We start from the raw sequence: 18,961 nt of genomic DNA on the forward strand, positions 1-18,961 counted from the left end.
GCTCACTCCCCGCCGCGCAGGATCGAGTTGCCCTCGTGGGTGGCGTCGGGCGCGGTGACGTCGAGGTCGAGCCGTCCGCTGAGCCCGTAGAACGCGATCGGGTTGCGCCACAGCACCCGGTCCACGTCGTCCGCGCCGAAGCCCTCGGCGAGCATCAGGTCGGCGACCTTGCGGGTCTTCAGCGGGTCGCTGCGGCCCCAGTCGGCGGCGGAGTTCACCAGGACCCGGTCGGGGCCGTACTCGCGGAGGATCGCGACCATCCGCTTCTCGTCCATCTTGGTGTCCGGATAGACGGAGAAGCCGAGCCAGGCGCCGCTGTCCTTGGCCTCCTTGACGGTGGTCTCGTTGAGGTGGTCGACCAGCACCCGCCCGGGGGGCAGCGCGGACTCGCGGACCACGTCGAGGGTGCGGCGCAGGCCGGCCAGCTTGTCGCGGTGCGGGGTGTGCACCAGGGCGGGCAGCCCGTGGTCGGCGGCGAGCTGCAACTGGGCGGCGAGCGCGGTGTCCTCGGCGGGCGTCATCGAGTCGTAGCCGATCTCGCCGACGGCGACGACGCGGTCCTTGACGAGATAGCGGGGCAGGTCGGCGAGGACGGGGGCGCAGCGCGGGTCGTTGGCCTCCTTGGGGTTGAGGGCGATCGTGCAGTGGTGGGCGATGCCGTACTGGGCGGCGCGGAAGGGTTCCCAGCCCAGGAGGGAGTCGAAGTAGTCGTGGAAGGAGGCGGGCGAGGTGCGGGGCTGGCCGAGCCAGAACGCGGGCTCGACGACGGCGCGGACGCCCGCGGCGTACATGGCCTGGTAGTCGTCGGTGGTGCGGGAGGTCATGTGGATGTGGGGGTCGAAGATGCGCATCAGGACTCCTTGCCGTGGGGGCCGGCCGGCCTCGGCGACGGGGTCGCGGGGCCGGTCAGGGCCAGGACGCGGTGCAGGTCTTCGGGCACGGGACGGCCGGCGGCGGTGCGTTCGGCGGCGTAGTCGGCGAGCATCCGGGCGAGTTCGCCGTCCCCGTGGGACCGGCGGTCCAGATCCGCCACGTGACCGACCGGGACGCCGGTGAACAGGCACTTCAGCACGGCGTGCCGCCACTGGTGGGCGTCGAGGTGACGGGCCGCGTACGGCCCGACGGCGGCGGCCAGCAGCCGGGTGTCGTTGGTGCGCAGGGCGTCCTCGACCAGCGGGAGGGCCTCGGGTCCGGGCACGAGGTGGGGCAGCGCGTACAGGACGGCACGGCGTTCGTCGGCGGTGCCCTGCTGGTAGACCCGGGCCAGGGCGTCGGTGTCGGCGCCGGCCGCGTGCAGGATCAGCACGCGGGCCGCGTCGGCGTGGACCGGGCCGCAGCGGCGGGCGGCCTCGGCGAGCCGCAGCTCCCACACGGAGATCGGCCCGTGCCCGCCGGGGTGCGTGGCCGCCTCGTCCAGCGCCTGGTCCAGCCAGGCACGGGCGGCCCCGGCCAGGTGGGCGTCGAGCGCGGTGCGCAGGGCGGCCGGGGGCGTGTGGGCCGGGGTGGTGGGGGTGGCCGGGGCGGTGGGGGGCGCGTCCTCGCGGTGGGGGGCGGCCGGGTCCTCCGGGGGCCGGGGGGCGGTGCTGGGGTCCGGGTGTGCGGTCCCGTGGGTGGTGTGGGGGTGGCTCATGAGGTGCTCCCTCGTGGGGTGGCCGAGGGCACGCCGGTGGGTGGGGCGGCCGACGGCTGGACGTCGGTGGCGGCGTCGGAGGCCGCCGGGGTGGCGCCGGTGGGGGGCGGCGCGGGGGGACGGACGGGGGGCGCCGGGGTGGCGCCGTCCGCTGTTGCCGGGGTGGTGGCGGCCGTCGTCGCCGGAGTGGTGGCGGCCGTCGCCGGCGAGGTGGCACCGGCCGTCGTCGCCGCAGTGGTGGCGGCCGTCGTCGGCGAGGTGGCGACGGCCGAGGTCGCCGCTATGTGGAGGAAGGGAAGGGAGTGGGTGGCGAAGTGGGGGCCCGCGTGGGAGTGGCGGGGGAGTTCGACGACCGTGAGGCCCTGGTAGCCGGCGGCGGCCAGGGCCGCGAGGACGGGCGGGAAGTCGATCTCGCCCTCGCCGAAGGGGAGGTGTTCGTGGACGCCGCGTCGCATGTCCTCGATCTGGACGTGCCGCAGCCAGGGACCGGCGGCGCGTACGCAGTCGGCGGGAGAGAGCGGTTCCAGGCACTGGCAGTGCCCGATGTCCAGGGTGAGGCCGAGGGCCTCGGGGTCGCCGAGGGCACGGCGAAGCCGGTGGAAGTCGGCCAGGGTGCCGAGGAGGTGACCGGGCTCGGGTTCCACGGCGAGCGGGACTCCGCAGGCCGCGGCGGCGTCCACGACCGGGGCGAGGGCCTCGGCGAGGCGCTTCCACGCGGTGTCGGTGTCCGTGCCGGTGGGGGTGACACCGCTGAAGCAGTGCACGGCGTGGGCACCGAGGTCGGCGGCGACCCGGACGGCCCGCAGCAGCAGGTCGACGCGGCGGGCGCGGTCGTCGGGGTCGGGATCGAGGAGGGAGGGACCGTGTTTGCGGCGCGGGTCGAGGACATAGCGGGCGCCCGTCTCGACGGTGACACCGAGGCCCAGCGCGTCCAGGCGGTGTGCCACCCGGCGGGTGCGGGCGGCCAGGTCCGGGGCGAGCGGGTCGAGGTGCATGTGGTCCAGGGTCAGCCCGACGCCGTCGTATCCGAGGTCGGCGAGCAGGGTCAGCGCGTCGTCGAGGCGGAGGTCGGCGAGGCCGTTGGTCCCGTAGCCGAAGCGGAACGGGGGGACGGCGGGACGGGCCGGTACGGGGGGTGTGCGGCGCGTCATGTGATGCTCACCTTCCTCGCGAACCGCCGGCCCAGCGGGGCGAGTCCCGCGACCAGCACCGCGAGGGCGTTCGCGCCGGAGCGGGCGGTGAGGGCGGCCTGGAGGGGGATAGTGGCGCGGATGCCGCCGCCGACGGCGCGCTGGGTGAGCGGGGGTGAGGGGTTGAGGGCGGCGTGCAGAAAGGGGCGGGCCGCCGTGGCGGCGTAAGCGGCGGCGAGGGCGGCGGCGAGCCGCTCACCGCTCCCTGCGGGGCGCCGCCCCGGGTGCCGTGTCGCGGGGGCCGCGCGGCCCGTCGCGGAAAGGCCCGGCAGGCCGCGGGAGGCTGCTTCCCGTCGGCCTGCCGGGAGCCGGGTGGGCTGCCGGGCCGTCAGCCGGGCCAGCAGCGCGGTGGTGGCGAGGGCCGCGAGGGGGGCCAGTGCCGAGCCGCCGGTGGTCTCGCGGCGAGAGACGGTCGTGACCGCGAGGGTGTGGGTGCCCAGCAGCGCGGCGGAGGGCAGCGCCGGGCGGACGCGCCCGGTGGTGGCGGCGCCCAGGACCAGGTCGAGGGCGCGGGCACCGGCCATGGCGACGGGACCGGCGGGGGTGTGTTTCAGGGCGAGGTCGTAGGCCCAGACGGTCGCCGCGAGGGGTGCGGCGACGGCGAGCGCGGGGCGGCCCGCCCTCGCGGCGAGGGCCAGGCCGGCCGCGGTGAGGGCGCCCGCGGCGGTGAGGGCGGCGGACGGGTGGACGCGGCCGGAGGGGAGGGGGCGGTGGGGGCGTTCGGCGGCGTCCTCGGCGCGGTCGGCCCAGTCGTTGAGGACCATGCCGGCCTCGTACAGGCAGACGGAGGAACCGATGGCGAGGAGGGTGCGGGGTCCCGGCCGGGCCCCGGCCGCCGCGACGCCGGCCAGGGCGTCACCGGGGACGGTGAACAGGGCGGGCAGGCGCAGCAGTTCGGCCCAGGCGAGCGCACGGGAGGGGCGGACGCCGGCACCGCCCGCGGCAACGGCACCGGTCGCGTCCCTGGCACCCGTCACGTCCCCGGCACCGGTCGCGTCCCCTGTGCCGGTCCAGTCATCGACACCGCCCGCGTCCCTGACGCCGGTCGCGTCCCCGGCGCCGGTCGCGTCCCCGGCACCGGTCACGTCCCCTGTGCCGGTCCAGTCATCGACACCGCCCGCGTCCCCGGCGCCGGTCGCGTCGACGGCATCGCCCGGGTTCCGGTTCGCCGCGACGCCTGTCGCACCGTGCCGCGCCGACCCGGCGGACCCGGTCGCTCCGCTCCCCCGGCTCACCGGCGCTCCCCGGCGTCGGCGGCGGCATCCGCGTGGACAGCGGCACCGGCACCCGACCCGGCCGAGCCCGAACCGGTCGGCGACGGCGCGTCCCCCCGCAGCTTCTCCGCGAAGCCCAGCAGCTCCGCGTACTGCTCCCCCAGCCCCGAGGGCCCGTCCCCCACCGGGTCCTTGAAGTAGAAGCCCAGTTCGCGCAGCGGACCGGTGAGGCCCCGTTCATGGGCGCGGGCGGTGAGGCGGGCGAGGTCGAGGACGAGCGGGGCGGCGAGCGCGGAGTCGCAGCCCTGCCAGATGGTCTGGAGGATCATGCGGGAACCGAGGAAGCCGTCGAAGGCGACATGGTCCCAGGCGGTCTTGAAGTCGCCGAGCGCGGGGACGTCGTCGATGTGGACCTCACCCTCGACGGGGGCGCCGAGGGTGTCGGCGAGGACGCGTTCCTTGCCGGCGTTCTTCGCCGCCGCGGCGGCCGGGTCGGCGAGGGCGGCGCCGTCGCCGCCGCCGAGGAGGTTGGTGCCGGACCAGGCCCGGACGGTGAGGGCGCGCTGGGCGAACATCGGGCCGAGGACGGACCGCAGCAGCGTCTGGCCGGTCTTGCCGTCGCGGCCCGCGTACGGCAGGCCGGAGGCGGTCGCCTCGTCGGCCAGGGACGGGTGGTGGAGGCCGGTGGAGGGGGTGAAGTTGACGTACGGGCATCCGGCGCGCAGGGCCGCCGCCGCGTAGCGGGAGCTGGGCGGCAGGTCCCGGCCGGTGGCGAGCGGCTCGGTGGACGCCACGTTGACGACCACGGCCCGCGCGACCCCCGTGCGGCGGACGAAGTCGCGGATGTCGGCGGCGAAGGCGGTGATCAGTTCCTCGGCGGTCCGGGTGTCGCCGGGCAGGGGACCGCCGGGGCGTATCTCGCGTTCCGCGGCGGCCAGTTCGGCGCGGACGGCGGAGGGCAGGCCGGGGGGCAGGACACCACCGGCGGCCAGAGCCTCGGCGCGCTTGGGGAGGGGGCAGTCGACGGTGTCGTGGCCGCCGAAGACCAGGGAGGTCAGGGGCGGGAGTCCGGACCCGGCGAAGTGGGGGGTCTCGGTGACCAGGCCGGTCGGGGGGTGCAGGCCGGCGGTCAGCGCGGCGGCGCCCGCCACCACGGTCGTCGCGACGGAACCGCGCGCACCGATCAGCCACACGCCAGTACGGGAGACGGAGGACGAAGAGAATGAGGAAGGGGACGCGGACATGGGCAGCCTCCTTGTCGAACGCGTCGTGGTGGAACCCCGGACGCACCGGGCAGAGCACCGGAAGGACCGGGTGGTGGCCCCGGGGACACCGGGGTGGCCCCGGAGAGCCGGCCGACCGGCGGGCCCCCTGGGGAACCGGCCGGACGGCCGGGTGGTGGTGGCGGCGGGCGGGGGTCCGGCGTCCCCCGCCCGTCGCCGTCCGATGGCCCCGTGAGGGGCTAGGAGGACAGCTCCTTCAACTGGATGTTCCGGAAGGAGACCTTGTCCGAGGCGCCGTGGTTCTGGAGGCCGATGTAGCCGTCCGTCAGGCTCCGCTCGGGGTCCTTGTTGGTGAAGTCGTTGATCTTGACTCCGTTGAGGAACACCTGGAGGCGTTCGCCCTGGACCTTGATCTCGTAGGAGTTCCACTGCCCGGGTGGGCGCAGGACCTGGTCACGGGCCTTGATGTTCGCCGACTTGAAGGAGTAGACGGCGCCCGTGGTGCGGTCGGCGGCGTCCGTGGCGTCGATCTGGACCTCGTAGCCCTTGTCCACCGCGGACCAGGGGTCGTCGGAGGCGGGGAAGCCCACGAAGATCCCGGAGTTGTCGTCGCCGCGCATCTTCCAGTCGAGCGTGAGCGAGTACGACTTCAGCTCCTTGGCCTGGTACCAGAGCAGTCCCATGCCGCCGTCGGACTCCAGCGTGCCGTCCTTGACGTCGAAGCCGCCGGGGCCGGCCTGCTTCCAGCCGTCCAGGGTCTGGCCGTTGAAGATCTCGCGGTAGCCCTTGTCCGGCTTGCAGTCCGCCTTGACCTGGCCGGTGGCGTACTGGAGGCCGCCGAGCAGGTGGGCGCGGAAGGCTTCGTCGGCGTAGGACTCCTTGGTGTGGCCGAGGCCGGTGTAGAAGGAGCGGCCGCCCTGGTAGCTCTGGCACCAGGCGATCGGGTGGTCGCCCTTCATGGTGCCGCCCTGGTAGGTGGTCTCGTCGAGGGTGGCGAGGACCTTGGCCCGCTCGCGCGGGTTGCTGCGGTAGTTGTACAGCTCGTCGGTGCGCACCCAGGTGTCGTCCAGGTGGGCGGTGGCCGGGTGGTCGTGGTCCTCCACGCGCACGGTGGCCTGCTGGATGGCGGGGTGCGAGGCGAAGTAGGCGCCGACGAGGCCGCCGTAGAACTGCCAGTCGTACTCGGTGTCGGCGGCGGCGTGCACGCCCAGGTAGCCGCCGCCGTTCTTGATGTAGTTCTCGAACGCCGTCTGCTGTTCCGCGTCGAGGACGTCACCGGTGGTGGACATGAAGGCGACCGCGTCGTACTTGGCGAGGTTGGCCGTGGTGAACTGCTTGGCCTCCTCGGTCGCGGTGACGGTGATGCCGGCCGGGGCGCCCAGTTCCTTCAGGGCGGCGATGCCCTCCGGGATGGCGTCGTGGCGGTAGCCGGCCGTCTTGGAGAAGACCAGGACCTTCTTGCCGTTCTTGAAGGGCTCCTTGGAGAACTCGAAGTCGTCCACGTCGAACAGCGCGCCGTCGCCGCCCCGGAAGACGAGGTAGATGTCGGTGGTCTTCCTGGGCAGCGCCCGCAGGGGCACGTCGACGTTCTGGAACGTCTCCCAGCTTCCGGTCGGCGGGATGTAGGCCGAGCCGTGCAACGGGCCGGTGGGCGAGCCGGTGCGCAGTTCGAGGTAGCCGCCGGAGCCGCCGGAGGAGGCGCGTACGGTCATCTTCTTCTGCCCGTCGAACTTGTAGGGGCTGAAGGAGATCCAGTCGCCGTCGTTGATGTCGCCGACGGTCCTGCCGCCGTTGGCGCCGGACTTGTCGTAGGTCTGGATGCCGGACTGGGTGGTGAAGTGCTCGGCCTGGCGGTGCAGCGGCTGGAGCACGGCGCGGGCGGTGCCGGTCAGCGCCTCCTGGCCGTTCGCCCCGCCGTCGGTGTAGCTGGCGCCGACGACGCCGTAGATGTTGGCGTTGGGGTCGTGTCCGCCCTCGCCGGCCGGCGGCTTCAGGGTGCCCTCACAGCCCATCTCGCTGGTCAGCTCGTGGGCGTGGTGGTCGTGGCCGAGGCTGTAGGTGACCTTGACCTTGGAGCAGTCGACGGTCTCCTCGGGGTCGGTCACGGTCACCTTGAACGGGACGGGCTCGCCGAAGGCGGCCAGGGTGCCGTTGCCGGGTATGTCGATCCGCACCTTGGGTTCGGTGTTGCCGACCACGATGCGGACGCTGGCGTTGCCGGTGTTGCCCTCGGGGTCCTCGGCGGTGAAGACCGCGGTGTAGGTGCCGGCCTTCTTGTAGCGGTGGGTGGGGGTGAGGCCGGTGCCGGTGGTGCCGTCGCCGAAGTCCCACCGGTAGGTGAGGTCCGTGGAGTCGGCGTCCTTGGCGGAGCCGGTGAAGGCGACCTTCAGGCCCACCGCGCCGGAGGTCTTGTCGGCGCTCACCTCGGCGATCGGGGAGTAGCCGTCCTCGGCGTTCTCGATCCGGTAGAGGGCGGAGTCGTCGTCGCCCTGGAACCAGGAGAGACCGTAGTCCAGGACGTAGAGCGCCCCGTCGGGGCCGAACTCCATGTCCATGATCTGGGTGCCGGTCCACGGGAAGTCGTTGATCGACGCGACCGTCCCGTCCTCGTTCTGCTCGATCCGCTTGATCCACTGGCGGCCGAACTCACCGGCGAAGAAGTCGCCGTCGTACGCCTCGGGGAACTTCACCTCGGAGTCGAGGTCGGGGTCGTAGTGGTAGACCGGTCCGGCCATCGGGGACTCGGAGCCGGTGCCGAACTCGGGCACGGAGCCGCCGTCGTACGGTATCCAGGCGGGCTGCGCGGGCGGCAGGTCGACCAGGCCGGTGTTGTGCGGCGAGGTGTTCTTCGGGGCGGCGCAGTCGAAGGGCTCGCCGGAGGTGCCGGTGGCGAAGTCGTAGTCGACGTACGGGTCGTTGTCGCCGGTGCAGAACGGCCAGCCGAAGTTGCCGGGCTCGGTGACCTTGGCGAACTCGACCTGTCCGGCCGGGCCGCGGTTCGGGTCGGCGGCGCCGGCGTCGGGGCCGTAGTCGCCGACGTAGACGATGCCGGTCTCGTCGTCGACGCTCATCCGGAACGGGTTGCGGAAGCCCATCGCGTAGATCTCGGGGCGGGTCTTCGCGGTGCCGGGGGCGAAGAGGTTGCCCTCCGGGACGGTGTACGAGCCGTCCTCGGCGACCTTGATGCGCAGGATCTTGCCGCGCAGGTCGTTGGTGTTGCCGGAGCTGCGGCGGGCGTCGAAGGCCGGGTTGCGGCTGGACCGCTCGTCGATCGGGGTGAAGCCGTCGGAGGCGAAGGGGTTGGAGTCGTCTCCGGTGGAGAGGTAGAGGTTGCCCTCGGCGTCGAAGTCGATGTCACCGCCGACGTGGCAGCAGATGCCGCGGGAGGTGGCGACGTCCAGGACCTTCTTCTCGCTGGCCAGGTCCAGCGTGCCGTTGGGGTTGAGCACGAAGCGGGAGAGGCGGTTGACGCCGTCGAACTTCGCGAAGTCGGCGGCGGTGCCGTTCTCCGGGGCGTCGCCCTCAGGGGTGTCGAGCGGCGGGGCGTAATAGAGGTAGATCGCCCGGTTGTGCTCGAAGTCCGGGTCGATGCCGACGCCCTGCAGTCCCTCCTCGTCGTGGCTGTAGACATCGAGCTTGCCGGCGATTTTGGTGACGCCGCCCTGGTCGGTGAGGCGCAGGGTGCCGTCGCGCGAGGTGTGCAGGACGCTGCGGTCCGGGAGCACGGCGAGCGACATCGGCTCGCCCATCTCGGGTTCGCCCTTGGCGAGCGGCACCTGCTGGAACTGCCCCTCGGCCGCGGGGGCCGGGCTGTCGTGCTCCGGGTGGCCGGGGTGGGCGCCGGCCACGGTGGCGGGGGTGCCGACGGCCAGGAGCAGGCCGGTGAGCAGGGCGAGGCTGGTGCGGAGTCTGCGCCTTCTGGGCGCGCGGGTGCTGCGGAGCCTGGTTCTGTGCACGAAGTCCCTCCGGAAACGGGTGTGCCGTACGGGTGGGTGCGGTGCGGGCGCCGGGGTGCGCCGTCACCCCGGAAGGGGTGCGGGCTAGTTGCCGAACGCCGCGTCGAAGGACGCGCTGGGCGGCTCGAAGTCGTAGGTCTTCAGGCGGGCGAGGGCCTCGGGGGCGCCCTGGAGCCGGTCCATGCCGGCGTCCTCCCACTCCACGGAGACCGGGCCCTGGTAGTCGATGGAGCGCAGCATCCGGAAGACGTCCTCCCAGGGCACGTCGCCGTGCCCGGCGGAGACGAAGTCCCAGCCGCGGCGCGGGTCGCCCCAGGGCAGGTGGGAGCCGAGGCGGCCGTTGCGGCCGTCGAGGCGCTTGCGGGCCTCCTTGCAGTCGACGTGGTAGATCCGGTCGCGGAAGTCCCACAGGAACCCGACCGGGTCGAGGTCCTGCCAGACGAAGTGGGAGGGGTCGAAGTTGAGGCCGAAGGCCGGGCGGTGGTCGACGGCTTCCAGGGCGCGCCGGGTGGTCCAGTAGTCGTAGGCGATCTCGCTGGGGTGGACCTCGTGGGCGAAGCGGACGCCCTCGGCGTCGAAGACGTCCAGGATCGGGTTCCAGCGGTCGGCGAAGTCCTGGTAGCCGCGTTCGATCATCGATTCGGGGGCGGGCGGGAACATGGCGACCAGGTGCCAGATCGCGGAGCCGGTGAAGCCGATGACGGTGTCGACGCCGAGCCGGCGGGCGGCCCGCGCGGTGTCCTTGAGTTCGGCGGCGGCCCGCTGCCGTACGCCCTCGGCGTCGCCGTCGCCCCAGATGCGGGCGGGCAGGATCGCCTGGTGGCGTTCGTCGATGATGGCGTCGCAGACCGCCTGGCCCACCAGGTGGTTGGAGACGGCCCAGCACTTCAGGCCGTACTTGTCGAGAAGCTGGTGGCGGGAGTCGACGTAGGAGGGGTCGGCGAGGGCCTTGTCGACCTCGAAGTGGTCGCCCCAGCAGGCGAGTTCGAGGCCGTCGTAGCCGAAGTCGCGGGCGAGTCGGCAGACCTCCTCCAGGGGCAGGTCCGCCCACTGGCCGGTGAAGAGCGTGAAGTTGCGCGGCATGTCGCTGCCAGCCTCCTCAGGGGGCGATCGGGGTGTAGACGGAGTTCTTCTGGGCGCTCTCCTCCACGGCGGCGAGCACGCGCTGCACCTGGAGTCCGTCGGCGAAGGAGGGTTCCGGGCGGCGGCCGTCGGCCACGGCGTGGACCAGGTCGCGGGCCTGGTGGACGAAGGTGTGCTCGTAGCCGAGGCCGTGGCCGGGCGGCCACCAGGCGGCCAGGTAGGGGTGTTCGGGTTCGGTGACGAGGATGCGGCGGAAACCGGCGTGCTCTCCGGGCTCGGTGCCGTCGTGGTACGCCAGCTCGTTGAGCCGCTCCAGGTCGAAGGCGAGGGAGCCGTGTTCGCCGTTGAGCTCGATGCGCAGGGCGTTCTTGCGGCCGGTGGCGTACCGGGTGGCCTCGAAGGAGGCGAGGGCGCCGGAGGGGAAGCGGCCGGTGAAGACGGCGGCGTCGTCCACGGTGACCTCTCCGGTGGTGCCGTCCGCCGACCCGGCGGTCAGGCCCCGGGCGGCGCCGGCGGGCAGCGGGCGCCGCCGTACGAAGGTCTCGGTGAGGGCGGAGACACCGGCCAGCTTCTCGCCGGTCAGGTACTGGGCGAGGTCGACGATGTGCGCGCCGAGGTCGCCGAGCGCGCCGGACCCGGCGAGTTCCTTGCGCAGCCGCCAGGTCAGCGGGGCCTCGGGGTCGACCAGCCAGTCCTGGAGGTAGGTCACCCGCACGTGCCGCAGCCTGCCGATCCGGCCCTCGGCGACCATCCGCCGGGCCAGCGCGGTGGCCGGTACCCGGCGGTAGTTGAAGCCGACCATGGCGAGCTGGCCGCGGGCGGCGGCCTCGTCGGCGGCGCGGGTCATCGCCTCGGCCTCGGCGACGGTGTTGGCGAGCGGTTTCTCGCACAGGACGTGCTTGCCGGCGGCGAGCGCGGCGAGCGCGATCTCGGCGTGGCTGTCGCCGGGGGTGCAGATGTCGACGAGGTCGACGTCGTCCCGGGCGATCAGCGCCCGCCAGTCGGTCTCGGCGGCCGCCCAGCCGTGCCGGTCGGCGGCGGCGCGCACCGCGTCCGCGTCCCGGCCGCAGATCGCGGCGAGCACCGGGTTCAGCGGCAGGTCGAAGACCCGGCCGGCGGTGCGCCAGCCCTGGGAGTGGGCGGCGCCCATGAAGGCGTAGCCGACCATGCCGACCCGCAGCGCCGGCCTGCCGACGGACGCCCCGGCGGGCCGGGGCACCACCACGGCCGACGCCTCGGTGCCGGTGGCTCCGCCGGCTTCGACGGCTCCGACGGTCGGCGTCACCGCGCCCACGACGGCCGACGACACCACGCCCCCGACGGCCGACGCCCCCGTGGCCGCGCCGTCCACGGCCCCGGCGGTCGGCGGCGCCGTGCCGACCGCTCCGGTGGCCGACGGCACCGGGCCCACCGCCCCGGGGGCCGGCACCGCACCGGCCGCCTCCGGGGCCGGTGGCGTCACCGTGCCGACCGCCCCGGGGGCCGGCGGCGCCGTTCCGGTGGCCTCACCGGCCGTCGTCCCCGTGGCTGCGGCGGTCCCGGTCCCGGGGGCGGGTGCCTGCGCCCCGGGGGCCGGTGTCTGCGCCCCGGCCCCCTCGGGCTGCTGCGGCTGTCCCATGCGGTTGTCCTCCTCGTCGTGGTGGCGCGGTGGGGGGTGGTCCCCACCCCGAAGGGCTGGTCAGGCCCGTGGGGCGGGGCTCCTCACTTGAAGCCGGTGGACATGTACTGGTCGACGTTGTCCTTGTCGACGACGGCCGAGTAGAGGGTGATCGACGCGGGGATCTCGTACTCGGCGAGGCCGCCGATCCCCTTGCCCTGGCCGAGGGCGCGGGCGAGGTCGATCGCGGAGGCGGCCATGGTCGGCGGGTAGAGGACGGTCGCCTTCAGGACGCCGTTGTCCTGCTTGATGGCCTGGAACGCGGAGAGCGCGCCCGCGCCGCCGACCATCAGGAAGTCGTCGCGTCCGGCCTGTTCGATGGCGCGCAGGGCGCCCACGCCCTGGTCGTCGTCGTGGTTCCACAGCGCGTCGAACTTCGACTGGGCCTGGAGGAGCTGGGCCATCTTGGCCTGGCCGGACTCCACGGTGAAGTCGGCGGCCTGGCGGGCCACCTTCTTGATGTTGGGGTAGTTCTTCAGGGCGTCGTCGAAGCCCTGGCTGCGCTGCTTGGTCAGCTCCAGGTTGTCCAGGCCGGCCAGCTCGACCACCCGGGCGCCGGCCTTGCCCTTGAGCTTCTCGCCGATGTAGTGCCCGGCGTTGAGGCCCATGCCGTAGTTGTCACCGCCGATCCAGCAGCGGTACGCCTGCGGGGTGTTGAAGACCCGGTCCAGGTTGACCACCGGTATCCCGGCCCGCATCGCCTTCAGCCCGACCTGGGTGAGCGCCTTGCCGTCGGCGGGCAGCACCACCAGGACGTCGACCTTCTTGTTGATGAGGGTCTCGATCTGGCCGATCTGCTGGGCGGTGTCGTTGGAGCCCTCGGTGACTTCGAGGGTGACGTCGGAGTACTTCCCCGCCCGGTTCTTGGCCTGGTCGTTGATGGCGTTGAGCCAGCCGTGGTCGGCGAGCGGACCGGCGTAGCCGATGGTGACCGGCTTGCCGGGCTTGTCGTCGGCGGCCGGCCGGGTGTCGGCGGCGGCCTCCTTGTCGTCGTCGGACTCGTTGCTCGTGCACCCGGTGAGGAAGGCGCCGGCGGAGACGGCGGCGGCTCCGAAGAGCAGTCCTCTGCGGCTGGCGAGGGGCGTGTGCTCGGGCATGGCGGTGAACCCTTTCCTCAGGTCGTGCTCGCGGTACGGCGCTGGACCAGCACGGCGGCGACGATGATCGCGCCCTTGGCGATCTGCTGGACGTCGCTCTGCAGGTTGTTCAGGGCGAAGATGTTGGTGATCGTGGTGAAGATCAGGACGCCGAGCACGGAGCCGACGATGGTGCCCCGGCCGCCGCTGAGCAGCGTGCCGCCGATGATCGCGGCGGCGATGGCGTCGAGTTCGTAGAGGTTGCCGTTGGTGTTCTGGCCGGAGCCGGACAGGACGATCAGCAGGAAGGCGGCGATGCCGCAGCACAGCCCGGACAGCAGGTAGAGGTAGAGGCGCTGGCGGCGGACGTCGATGCCGGCGAGGCGGGCGGCCTCGGCGTTGCCGCCGACGGCGACGGTGCGGCGGCCGAAGGTGGTGCGGTTCAGCACCAGCCAGCCGACGACGGTGACGGCGGCGAAGACCAGCACCAGGGGCGGGACGCCGAGCACGTAGGAGTCGCGTTCGCCGAGGTCGAGGATGCCGTCGACGGTGACGATCTGGGTCCGTCCGTCGGTGATCTGCAGGGCCAGGCCGCGGGCGGAGGCGAGCATGGCGAGGGTGGCGATGAACGGGACCATCGCGCCGTACGCGATGAGGACGCCGTTGACGAGTCCGCAGCCGACGCCGACCACGATCGCGGTGAACAGGATGCCGAGGAATCCGTACTCCTGGGTGGCGACCGTGGTGGCCCACACCGAGGCGAGGGCGACGATGGCGCCGACGGAGAGGTCGATGCCGCCGGAGATGATGACGAAGGTCATGCCGACGGTGACGACGCCGATCACGGACGCCTGGGTGAGGACGAGCTGGAGGTTGCGGGTGTCGAGGAACTCGTCGGGCTTGGTGACACCGCCGATGATCACCAGGACGGCGAGGACGCCGAGCAGGGAGAGGGTGCGGACGTCGGCGCGGGCGATCACGCCCCGCCAGGCGGGCGGCCCGTCCACGGGTGCCGCCTTGCCGGTGCCGTCCCGGGGCGGGGATGCGTGCTGCGTCATGACGCCGGGCTTCCTTCCATCACGAGGTCGAGTACGCGGTGTTCGTCGAGTTCGCGGGCGGGCGCCTCGTGCACGACCCGGCCCTCGCGCAGCACCAGCACGCGGTCGGCGAGGCCGAGCACCTCGGGGACCTCGCTGGAGACCAGCAGCACGGCGAGGCCCTCGTCGGCGAGGCGCCGGATGACCGCGTACAGCTCGGCGCGGGCGCCGACGTCGACGCCGCGGGTGGGTTCGTCCAGGAGCAGGACGCGGCAGCCGCGCAGCAGCCAGCGGGCGAGGACCGCCTTCTGCTGGTTGCCGCCGGACAGGGTGCGCACGGGCACGTCCGGGTTGTCGGGCCGGAGCGACAGTTCGCGGGTGGCGGCGCGGGCGGCGCCCAGTTCGGCGCGGCGGTCGATCCAGCCGGCGCGGGCGAAGCGGGACATGGTGGAGACCGACACGTTGCGGGTGACGGACTCCAGCATCAGCAGGGCCTGGGCCTTGCGTTCCTCGGGGGCCAGGCCGAGTCCGGCGCGGACGGCGGCCCGTACGCTGCCGGGCCGCAACGGCCGTCCCTCGACCAGGACCTGCCCGGCGGTGGGCCTGCGGGCGCCGAAGACGGTCTCCAGGATCTCGGAGCGGCCGGAGCCGACCAGTCCGGCGAGCCCGACGATCTCCCCCGGGCGGATGTCCAGGTCCAGGGCCGCGAACTCGCCCTCGCGGGTCAGCCCCCGCACGCTCAGCACCGGTTCGGCCGAGGGCGGCGAGGAAGGCCGGTCCGGGAAGACGTAGGCGACGTTGCGGCCGGTCATCAGGGCGACGACCTCGCTGGTCGGCGTCGATCTGGCGGGCAGTCCGCGGGCCACGGCGCGGCCGTCCTTGAGGACGGTGACCCGGTCGCCGATGCGGCGGATCTCCTCCAGGCGGTGCGAGATGTAGACGACGGCGACACCGGCGGCGGTCAGGTCGCCGACGATCCGGAAGAGGTTGTCGACCTCGTCCGGGTCGAGTGCGGCGGACGGCTCGTCCATCACGATCAGCCGTACGTCGTGGGAGAGGGCCCGTGCCATGGACACGATCTGCTGCTGCGCCGCCGACAACTCCCCCACCAGGCGGCCGGGTTCGATCTCCGGGTGCCCGAGCCGCTTGAGCAGGGCGCCGGTGGAGGCGCGCGCCGCCTTGCCGCGGACGACGAATCCGGCGGCGGTCGGTTCGTGGCCGAGGTGGACGTTCTCGGCGACCGACAGGTGCTCCACCAGGTCGAGTTCCTGGTAGATGGTGGCGATGCCCAGGCGCATGGCGGCGATGGGCGAGCGGAGCGTCACCTCCTCGCCGCGCCAGCGGATGGTGCCGGTGTCGGGCTGGTGGGCACCGGCCAGGACCTTGATGAGGGTGGACTTGCCGGCCCCGTTCTGGCCGAGCAGACAGTGCACCTCGCCGGCCTGGACGTCGAGGTCGACGCCGTCCAGGGCCCGGACTCCGGGGAACGACTTGGTGATGCCGGACATGCTGAGCAGCGGTGGTTCTGGTGCCATGTGTGGTCCCCTCGGCGGGCGTGCGGGCCGGTGTCAGGGCAGATCAGGGCGGAGCGGTAGGGCGGGACGTGGCCGGGCGGTGCTCGGCGTCGTGCGGCTCTGCCGAGAATCGCTGGTGTCACTGGGCACAGCGGGGCGGAGCGCTGCGCGGGAAGGCGTTCTCTTGCCAGGGGTGTGCGTACGGTGGTGCGTACGGTGGTGCGGCTCTACGCGGGGGAGAACAGGTGGTCGCTGATGAGCCGGGCCGCGCCGATGACGCCGGCGGTGGGGCCCAGTTCGCCGAGCACGATGGGCAGGTTGCCGGTCGCCAGGGGCAGCGACTGGCGGTAGACCTGGGTGCGGATCGCGGCGAGCAGGGTGTGGCCGAGGCCGGTCACCCCGCCGCCGATCACCACGAGTCCGGGGTTGAAGAAGCTGACCAGGCCGGCGATGACCTGGCCGGTGCGGTTGCCGCCCTCGCGGATCAGATCGAGGGCGGTGGCGTCGCCCGCGGCGGCCGCGGCGGCGACGTCGGCGGCGCTGAGGCCCCCGTTCGTCTCCAGCCGGGCCGCGAGTTCGGCCGACCGGCCCTGCTGGGCGGCCTCCTCGGCGTCGCGGGCGAGCGCCGCGCCGCTGAAGTGGGCCTCCAGGCAGCCCCGGTTGCCGCAGGCGCAGGGGCGGCCGTCGGGCACGGCCTGGATGTGTCCGATGTCGCCCGCGCTGCCCGTCGTCCCGCGGTAGACGTCACCGCCGACGATGATGCCGCAGCCGATACCGGTGCCGATCTTGACGACGAGGAAGTCCTGCACGGTGCGGGCGACGCCCGCGTGCTGCTCCCCCAGCGCCATCAGGTTCACGTCGTTGTCGACCATGACCGGGCAGCCGAGTTCCTGGCTGAGCGCCTCCCGCACGGGGAAGCCGTCCCAGCCCGGCATGATCGGCGGCGCCACGGGGACGCCCTCGGGGAAGCGGACCGGCCCGGGGACGCCGATGCCGGCGCCGTCGAAGCCCTCCGCGAGCCCCGAGGCCCGCAGCTTGGCGGCCATGGACAGGACCTGCTCGAAGACCGCTACGGGTCCCTCGCGGACGTCCATGGGCTGGTTGATGTGTCCGAGGATCTCCAGCTCGGCGTTGGTGACGGCGACGTCGACCGAGGTCGCGCCGATGTCGACGCCGAGGAAACGCAGGTGCGGGTGGAGCCGGATGTTGTGCGAGCGGCGCCCGCCGCGGGAGGCGGCGAGTCCGTCGGCCACGACCAGCCCGGTCTCCAGCAGCCGGTCCACCTCGACGGCCAGCTTCGACCGGGAGAGGTCGACCTGGTCGCCCAGTTGGGCCCGGGAGTTGGGGCCGCCGTCGCGCAACAGCTTCAGCAGCCTGGCCTGGTGGGCGTTGGCGGGTCGTGCGGTCATGCGTCTCACGAGCCCCTCCCCGCCTCAATCGGCCGCCTGCTGTGGTGCTTTCGAAGGGAACGTAGCAGCGGCTGCCCAGACTGGGAAGAAGCTGTGCACAGATTGCCGCCGACTTTCTCCACTCACAGGACAAAGAGCGGTGTGACGGAGGACCCCTCAGGGCCCCGCGCGGCCCCCCGCGAAGCCCGGCGGGGACCCCTCAGGACGCCGAACGGGCGTGGTACGACCGCCGGGTGTGCTCGGTGTGCTCCCGCATCAGCCGGGTCGCGCGCTGTTCGTCCCGGTCGGCGATGGCGGCGATCAGTTCGCGGTGCTCGACCCAGGACTGCTGTCCGCGCCGCCGGGCGATCGGCGTGTAGTACCAGCGGACCCGGCGGTCGACCTGGGCGGCCAGTTCGGCGAGGACGGCGTTGCCCGCCAGCTCCATCACCTTGGCGTGGAAGCGGGCGTTGAGGGCGACGGCGGCGTCCACCTCGTCGGCGGCGACGGCCCGTTCGCCCTCGGCGCACAGCTCCTCCAGGGCGGCCACGCCCGCGCTGGACGCGCCCGCGGCGGCGAGCCGGGCGGCCTCGGCCTCCAGCAGCGTACGGACGGTCAGGAGCTGGTCGGCCTCGGCCTCGGTCGGCTCGTGCACGAAGGCGCCCTGGGCGGGGCGGAGATCGACCCAGCCCTCGGTGTTCAACCGCTGGAGGGCCTCGCGCACGGGCTGGCGGGAGACCCCGAGGTGGCCGGCGAGTTCGCTCTCCACGAGGTGCTGGCCCGGACCGAGGGCGCGGGTGGTGATGAGTTCGAGCAGCGCCTCATAGACCCGGTCCCGCAGCGGGCCGGGGCGTTCGAGCTTGGGTACCGCCCCCTGGGGCAGTCCGGTCGACAACATCGCGGTCCCCTCGGCGCAGACGACGGCAGACGGTAGAGACAATGCAGATGGTAAAGACAGTAAAGGAAGTGTCAATTGTCTTTCGTCTACAGTCTACGGCGCAGCCGGGCGGCCAGGGCGGTCAGGGCGGTCAGGGGCAGCGGACGACCTGGCCCGCGTAGGAGAGGTTGCCGCCGAAGCCGAAGAGGAGGACCGGGTCGCCGCTGCCGACCGCGCCGCGTTCGACCAGCTTGGCGAGGGCGAGCGGGATGCTGGCGGCCGAAGTGTTGCCGGACTCGGTGACGTCGCGGGCGACGACGGCGCGGTGGGCGCCGATCCGCTCGGCGAGGGGCTCGATGATGCGCAGGTTGGCCTGGTGCAGGACGACGGCGGCGAGGTCGGCGGGGTCGGTCCCGGCGCGGGCGCAGACCTCGCGGGCGACGGCGGGCAGCTTGGTGGTGGCCCAGCGGTAGACGCTCTGCCCCTCCTGGGCGAAGCGCGGGGGCGTGCCCTCGATGCGTACCGCGTGGCCCATCTCGGGGACCGAGCCCCACAGCACCGGTCCGATGCCGGGTTCCGCGTCCGGGGCGCAGGGCTCGACGACGGCGGCGCCCGCCCCGTCGCCGACGAGGACGCAGGTGGTGCGGTCGGTCCAGTCGGTGACGTCGGACATCTTGTCGGCGCCGATGACCAGGGCGCGGCGCGCGGCACCGGCGCGCACGGCGTGGTCGGCGCTGGCCAGGGCGTGGGTGAAGCCGGCGCACACCACGTTGATGTCGAGGGTGGCGGGCGCGGCCATGCCGAGCCGGGCGGCGACACGGGCGGCCATGTTCGGGGAGCGGTCGATGGCGGTGGAGGTGGCGACCAGCACCAGGTCGACCTCGCCGGGGGCGGCCCCGGCCGCGGCGAGGGCCTTGGCGGCGGCGTGCGCGGCCAGCTCGTCGACCGGTTCGTCGGGGCCGGCGATGCGGCGGGTGCGGATGCCCACCCGGCTCGTGATCCACTCGTCGCTGGTGTCGACCAGACCGGCCAGGTCCTCGTTGGTGAGGACGCGGGCGGGCTGGTAGTGGCCGACGCCGGTGATACGCGAGCGGTGCATGGGCGGATACCCCTCTG

At 73.5% G+C, this 18,961-nt stretch carries 14 protein-coding genes; all 14 read right to left on the bottom strand.

The window, feature by feature from the left end; translation table 11 throughout:
- Positions 1-2: 2 nt before the first annotated feature.
- On the bottom strand, positions 3-851 hold the full coding sequence (locus tag ACFY32_RS17095) for a TatD family hydrolase (protein WP_359196956.1): 849 nt from the start codon (positions 849-851) through the stop codon (positions 3-5).
- Positions 851-1,630: an EboA domain-containing protein gene (locus tag ACFY32_RS17100; RefSeq protein ID WP_390674587.1), complete on the bottom strand. Its 780-nt coding sequence runs from the start codon at positions 1,628-1,630 to the stop codon at positions 851-853. The genes ACFY32_RS17095 and ACFY32_RS17100 overlap by 1 nt, the downstream gene beginning before the upstream one ends.
- A complete protein-coding gene (locus tag ACFY32_RS17105; protein ID WP_390674588.1) occupies positions 1,627-2,781 on the bottom strand; it encodes a sugar phosphate isomerase/epimerase family protein in 1,155 nt (384 codons plus the stop codon). Before ACFY32_RS17105 ends, ACFY32_RS17100 begins: the two co-directional genes overlap by 4 nt.
- A complete protein-coding gene (locus ACFY32_RS17110; protein WP_390674653.1) occupies positions 2,778-3,797 on the bottom strand; it encodes an SCO3242 family prenyltransferase in 1,020 nt (339 codons plus the stop codon). Before ACFY32_RS17110 ends, ACFY32_RS17105 begins: the two co-directional genes overlap by 4 nt.
- A 254-nt stretch (positions 3,798-4,051) precedes the next feature.
- A complete protein-coding gene (locus ACFY32_RS17115; protein WP_390674589.1) occupies positions 4,052-5,278 on the bottom strand; it encodes an inositol-3-phosphate synthase in 1,227 nt (408 codons plus the stop codon).
- A gap of 218 nt (positions 5,279-5,496) precedes the next feature.
- A complete protein-coding gene (locus tag ACFY32_RS17120; protein WP_390674590.1) occupies positions 5,497-9,213 on the bottom strand; it encodes a ThuA domain-containing protein in 3,717 nt (1,238 codons plus the stop codon).
- 84 nt (positions 9,214-9,297) lie between these two features.
- Positions 9,298-10,296: a sugar phosphate isomerase/epimerase family protein gene (locus ACFY32_RS17125; protein WP_359196971.1), complete on the bottom strand. Its 999-nt coding sequence runs from the start codon at positions 10,294-10,296 to the stop codon at positions 9,298-9,300.
- Between the two features lie 16 nt (positions 10,297-10,312).
- Positions 10,313-11,464, bottom strand: coding sequence for a Gfo/Idh/MocA family protein (locus ACFY32_RS17130; RefSeq protein ID WP_390674654.1), 1,152 nt, complete (start codon positions 11,462-11,464; stop codon positions 10,313-10,315).
- 533 nt (positions 11,465-11,997) lie between these two features.
- A complete protein-coding gene (locus ACFY32_RS17135) occupies positions 11,998-13,050 on the bottom strand; it encodes a substrate-binding domain-containing protein (RefSeq protein ID WP_359196974.1) in 1,053 nt (350 codons plus the stop codon).
- Positions 13,051-13,067: 17 nt separating this feature from the next.
- Positions 13,068-14,087 (bottom strand): ABC transporter permease, encoded by a 1,020-nt coding sequence (locus tag ACFY32_RS17140; RefSeq protein ID WP_390674591.1) that lies wholly within the window; start codon positions 14,085-14,087, stop codon positions 13,068-13,070.
- A complete protein-coding gene (locus ACFY32_RS17145; RefSeq protein WP_359196980.1) occupies positions 14,084-15,601 on the bottom strand; it encodes a sugar ABC transporter ATP-binding protein in 1,518 nt (505 codons plus the stop codon). The genes ACFY32_RS17140 and ACFY32_RS17145 overlap by 4 nt, the downstream gene beginning before the upstream one ends.
- A 206-nt stretch (positions 15,602-15,807) precedes the next feature.
- Positions 15,808-16,989, bottom strand: coding sequence for an ROK family transcriptional regulator (locus ACFY32_RS17150; protein ID WP_359196983.1), 1,182 nt, complete (start codon positions 16,987-16,989; stop codon positions 15,808-15,810).
- A gap of 199 nt (positions 16,990-17,188) precedes the next feature.
- Positions 17,189-17,866 carry a GntR family transcriptional regulator gene (locus ACFY32_RS17155; protein WP_359196986.1) on the bottom strand — a complete coding sequence of 226 codons (678 nt, stop codon included), beginning with the start codon at positions 17,864-17,866 and terminating at the stop codon, positions 17,189-17,191.
- 130 nt (positions 17,867-17,996) lie between these two features.
- A complete protein-coding gene (locus ACFY32_RS17160) occupies positions 17,997-18,944 on the bottom strand; it encodes a beta-ketoacyl-ACP synthase III (RefSeq protein ID WP_390674592.1) in 948 nt (315 codons plus the stop codon).
- Positions 18,945-18,961: the final 17 nt, after the last annotated feature.

The organism is Streptomyces sp. NPDC000134, from assembly GCF_042899225.1.
GTDB lineage: Bacteria > Actinomycetota > Actinomycetes > Streptomycetales > Streptomycetaceae > Streptomyces.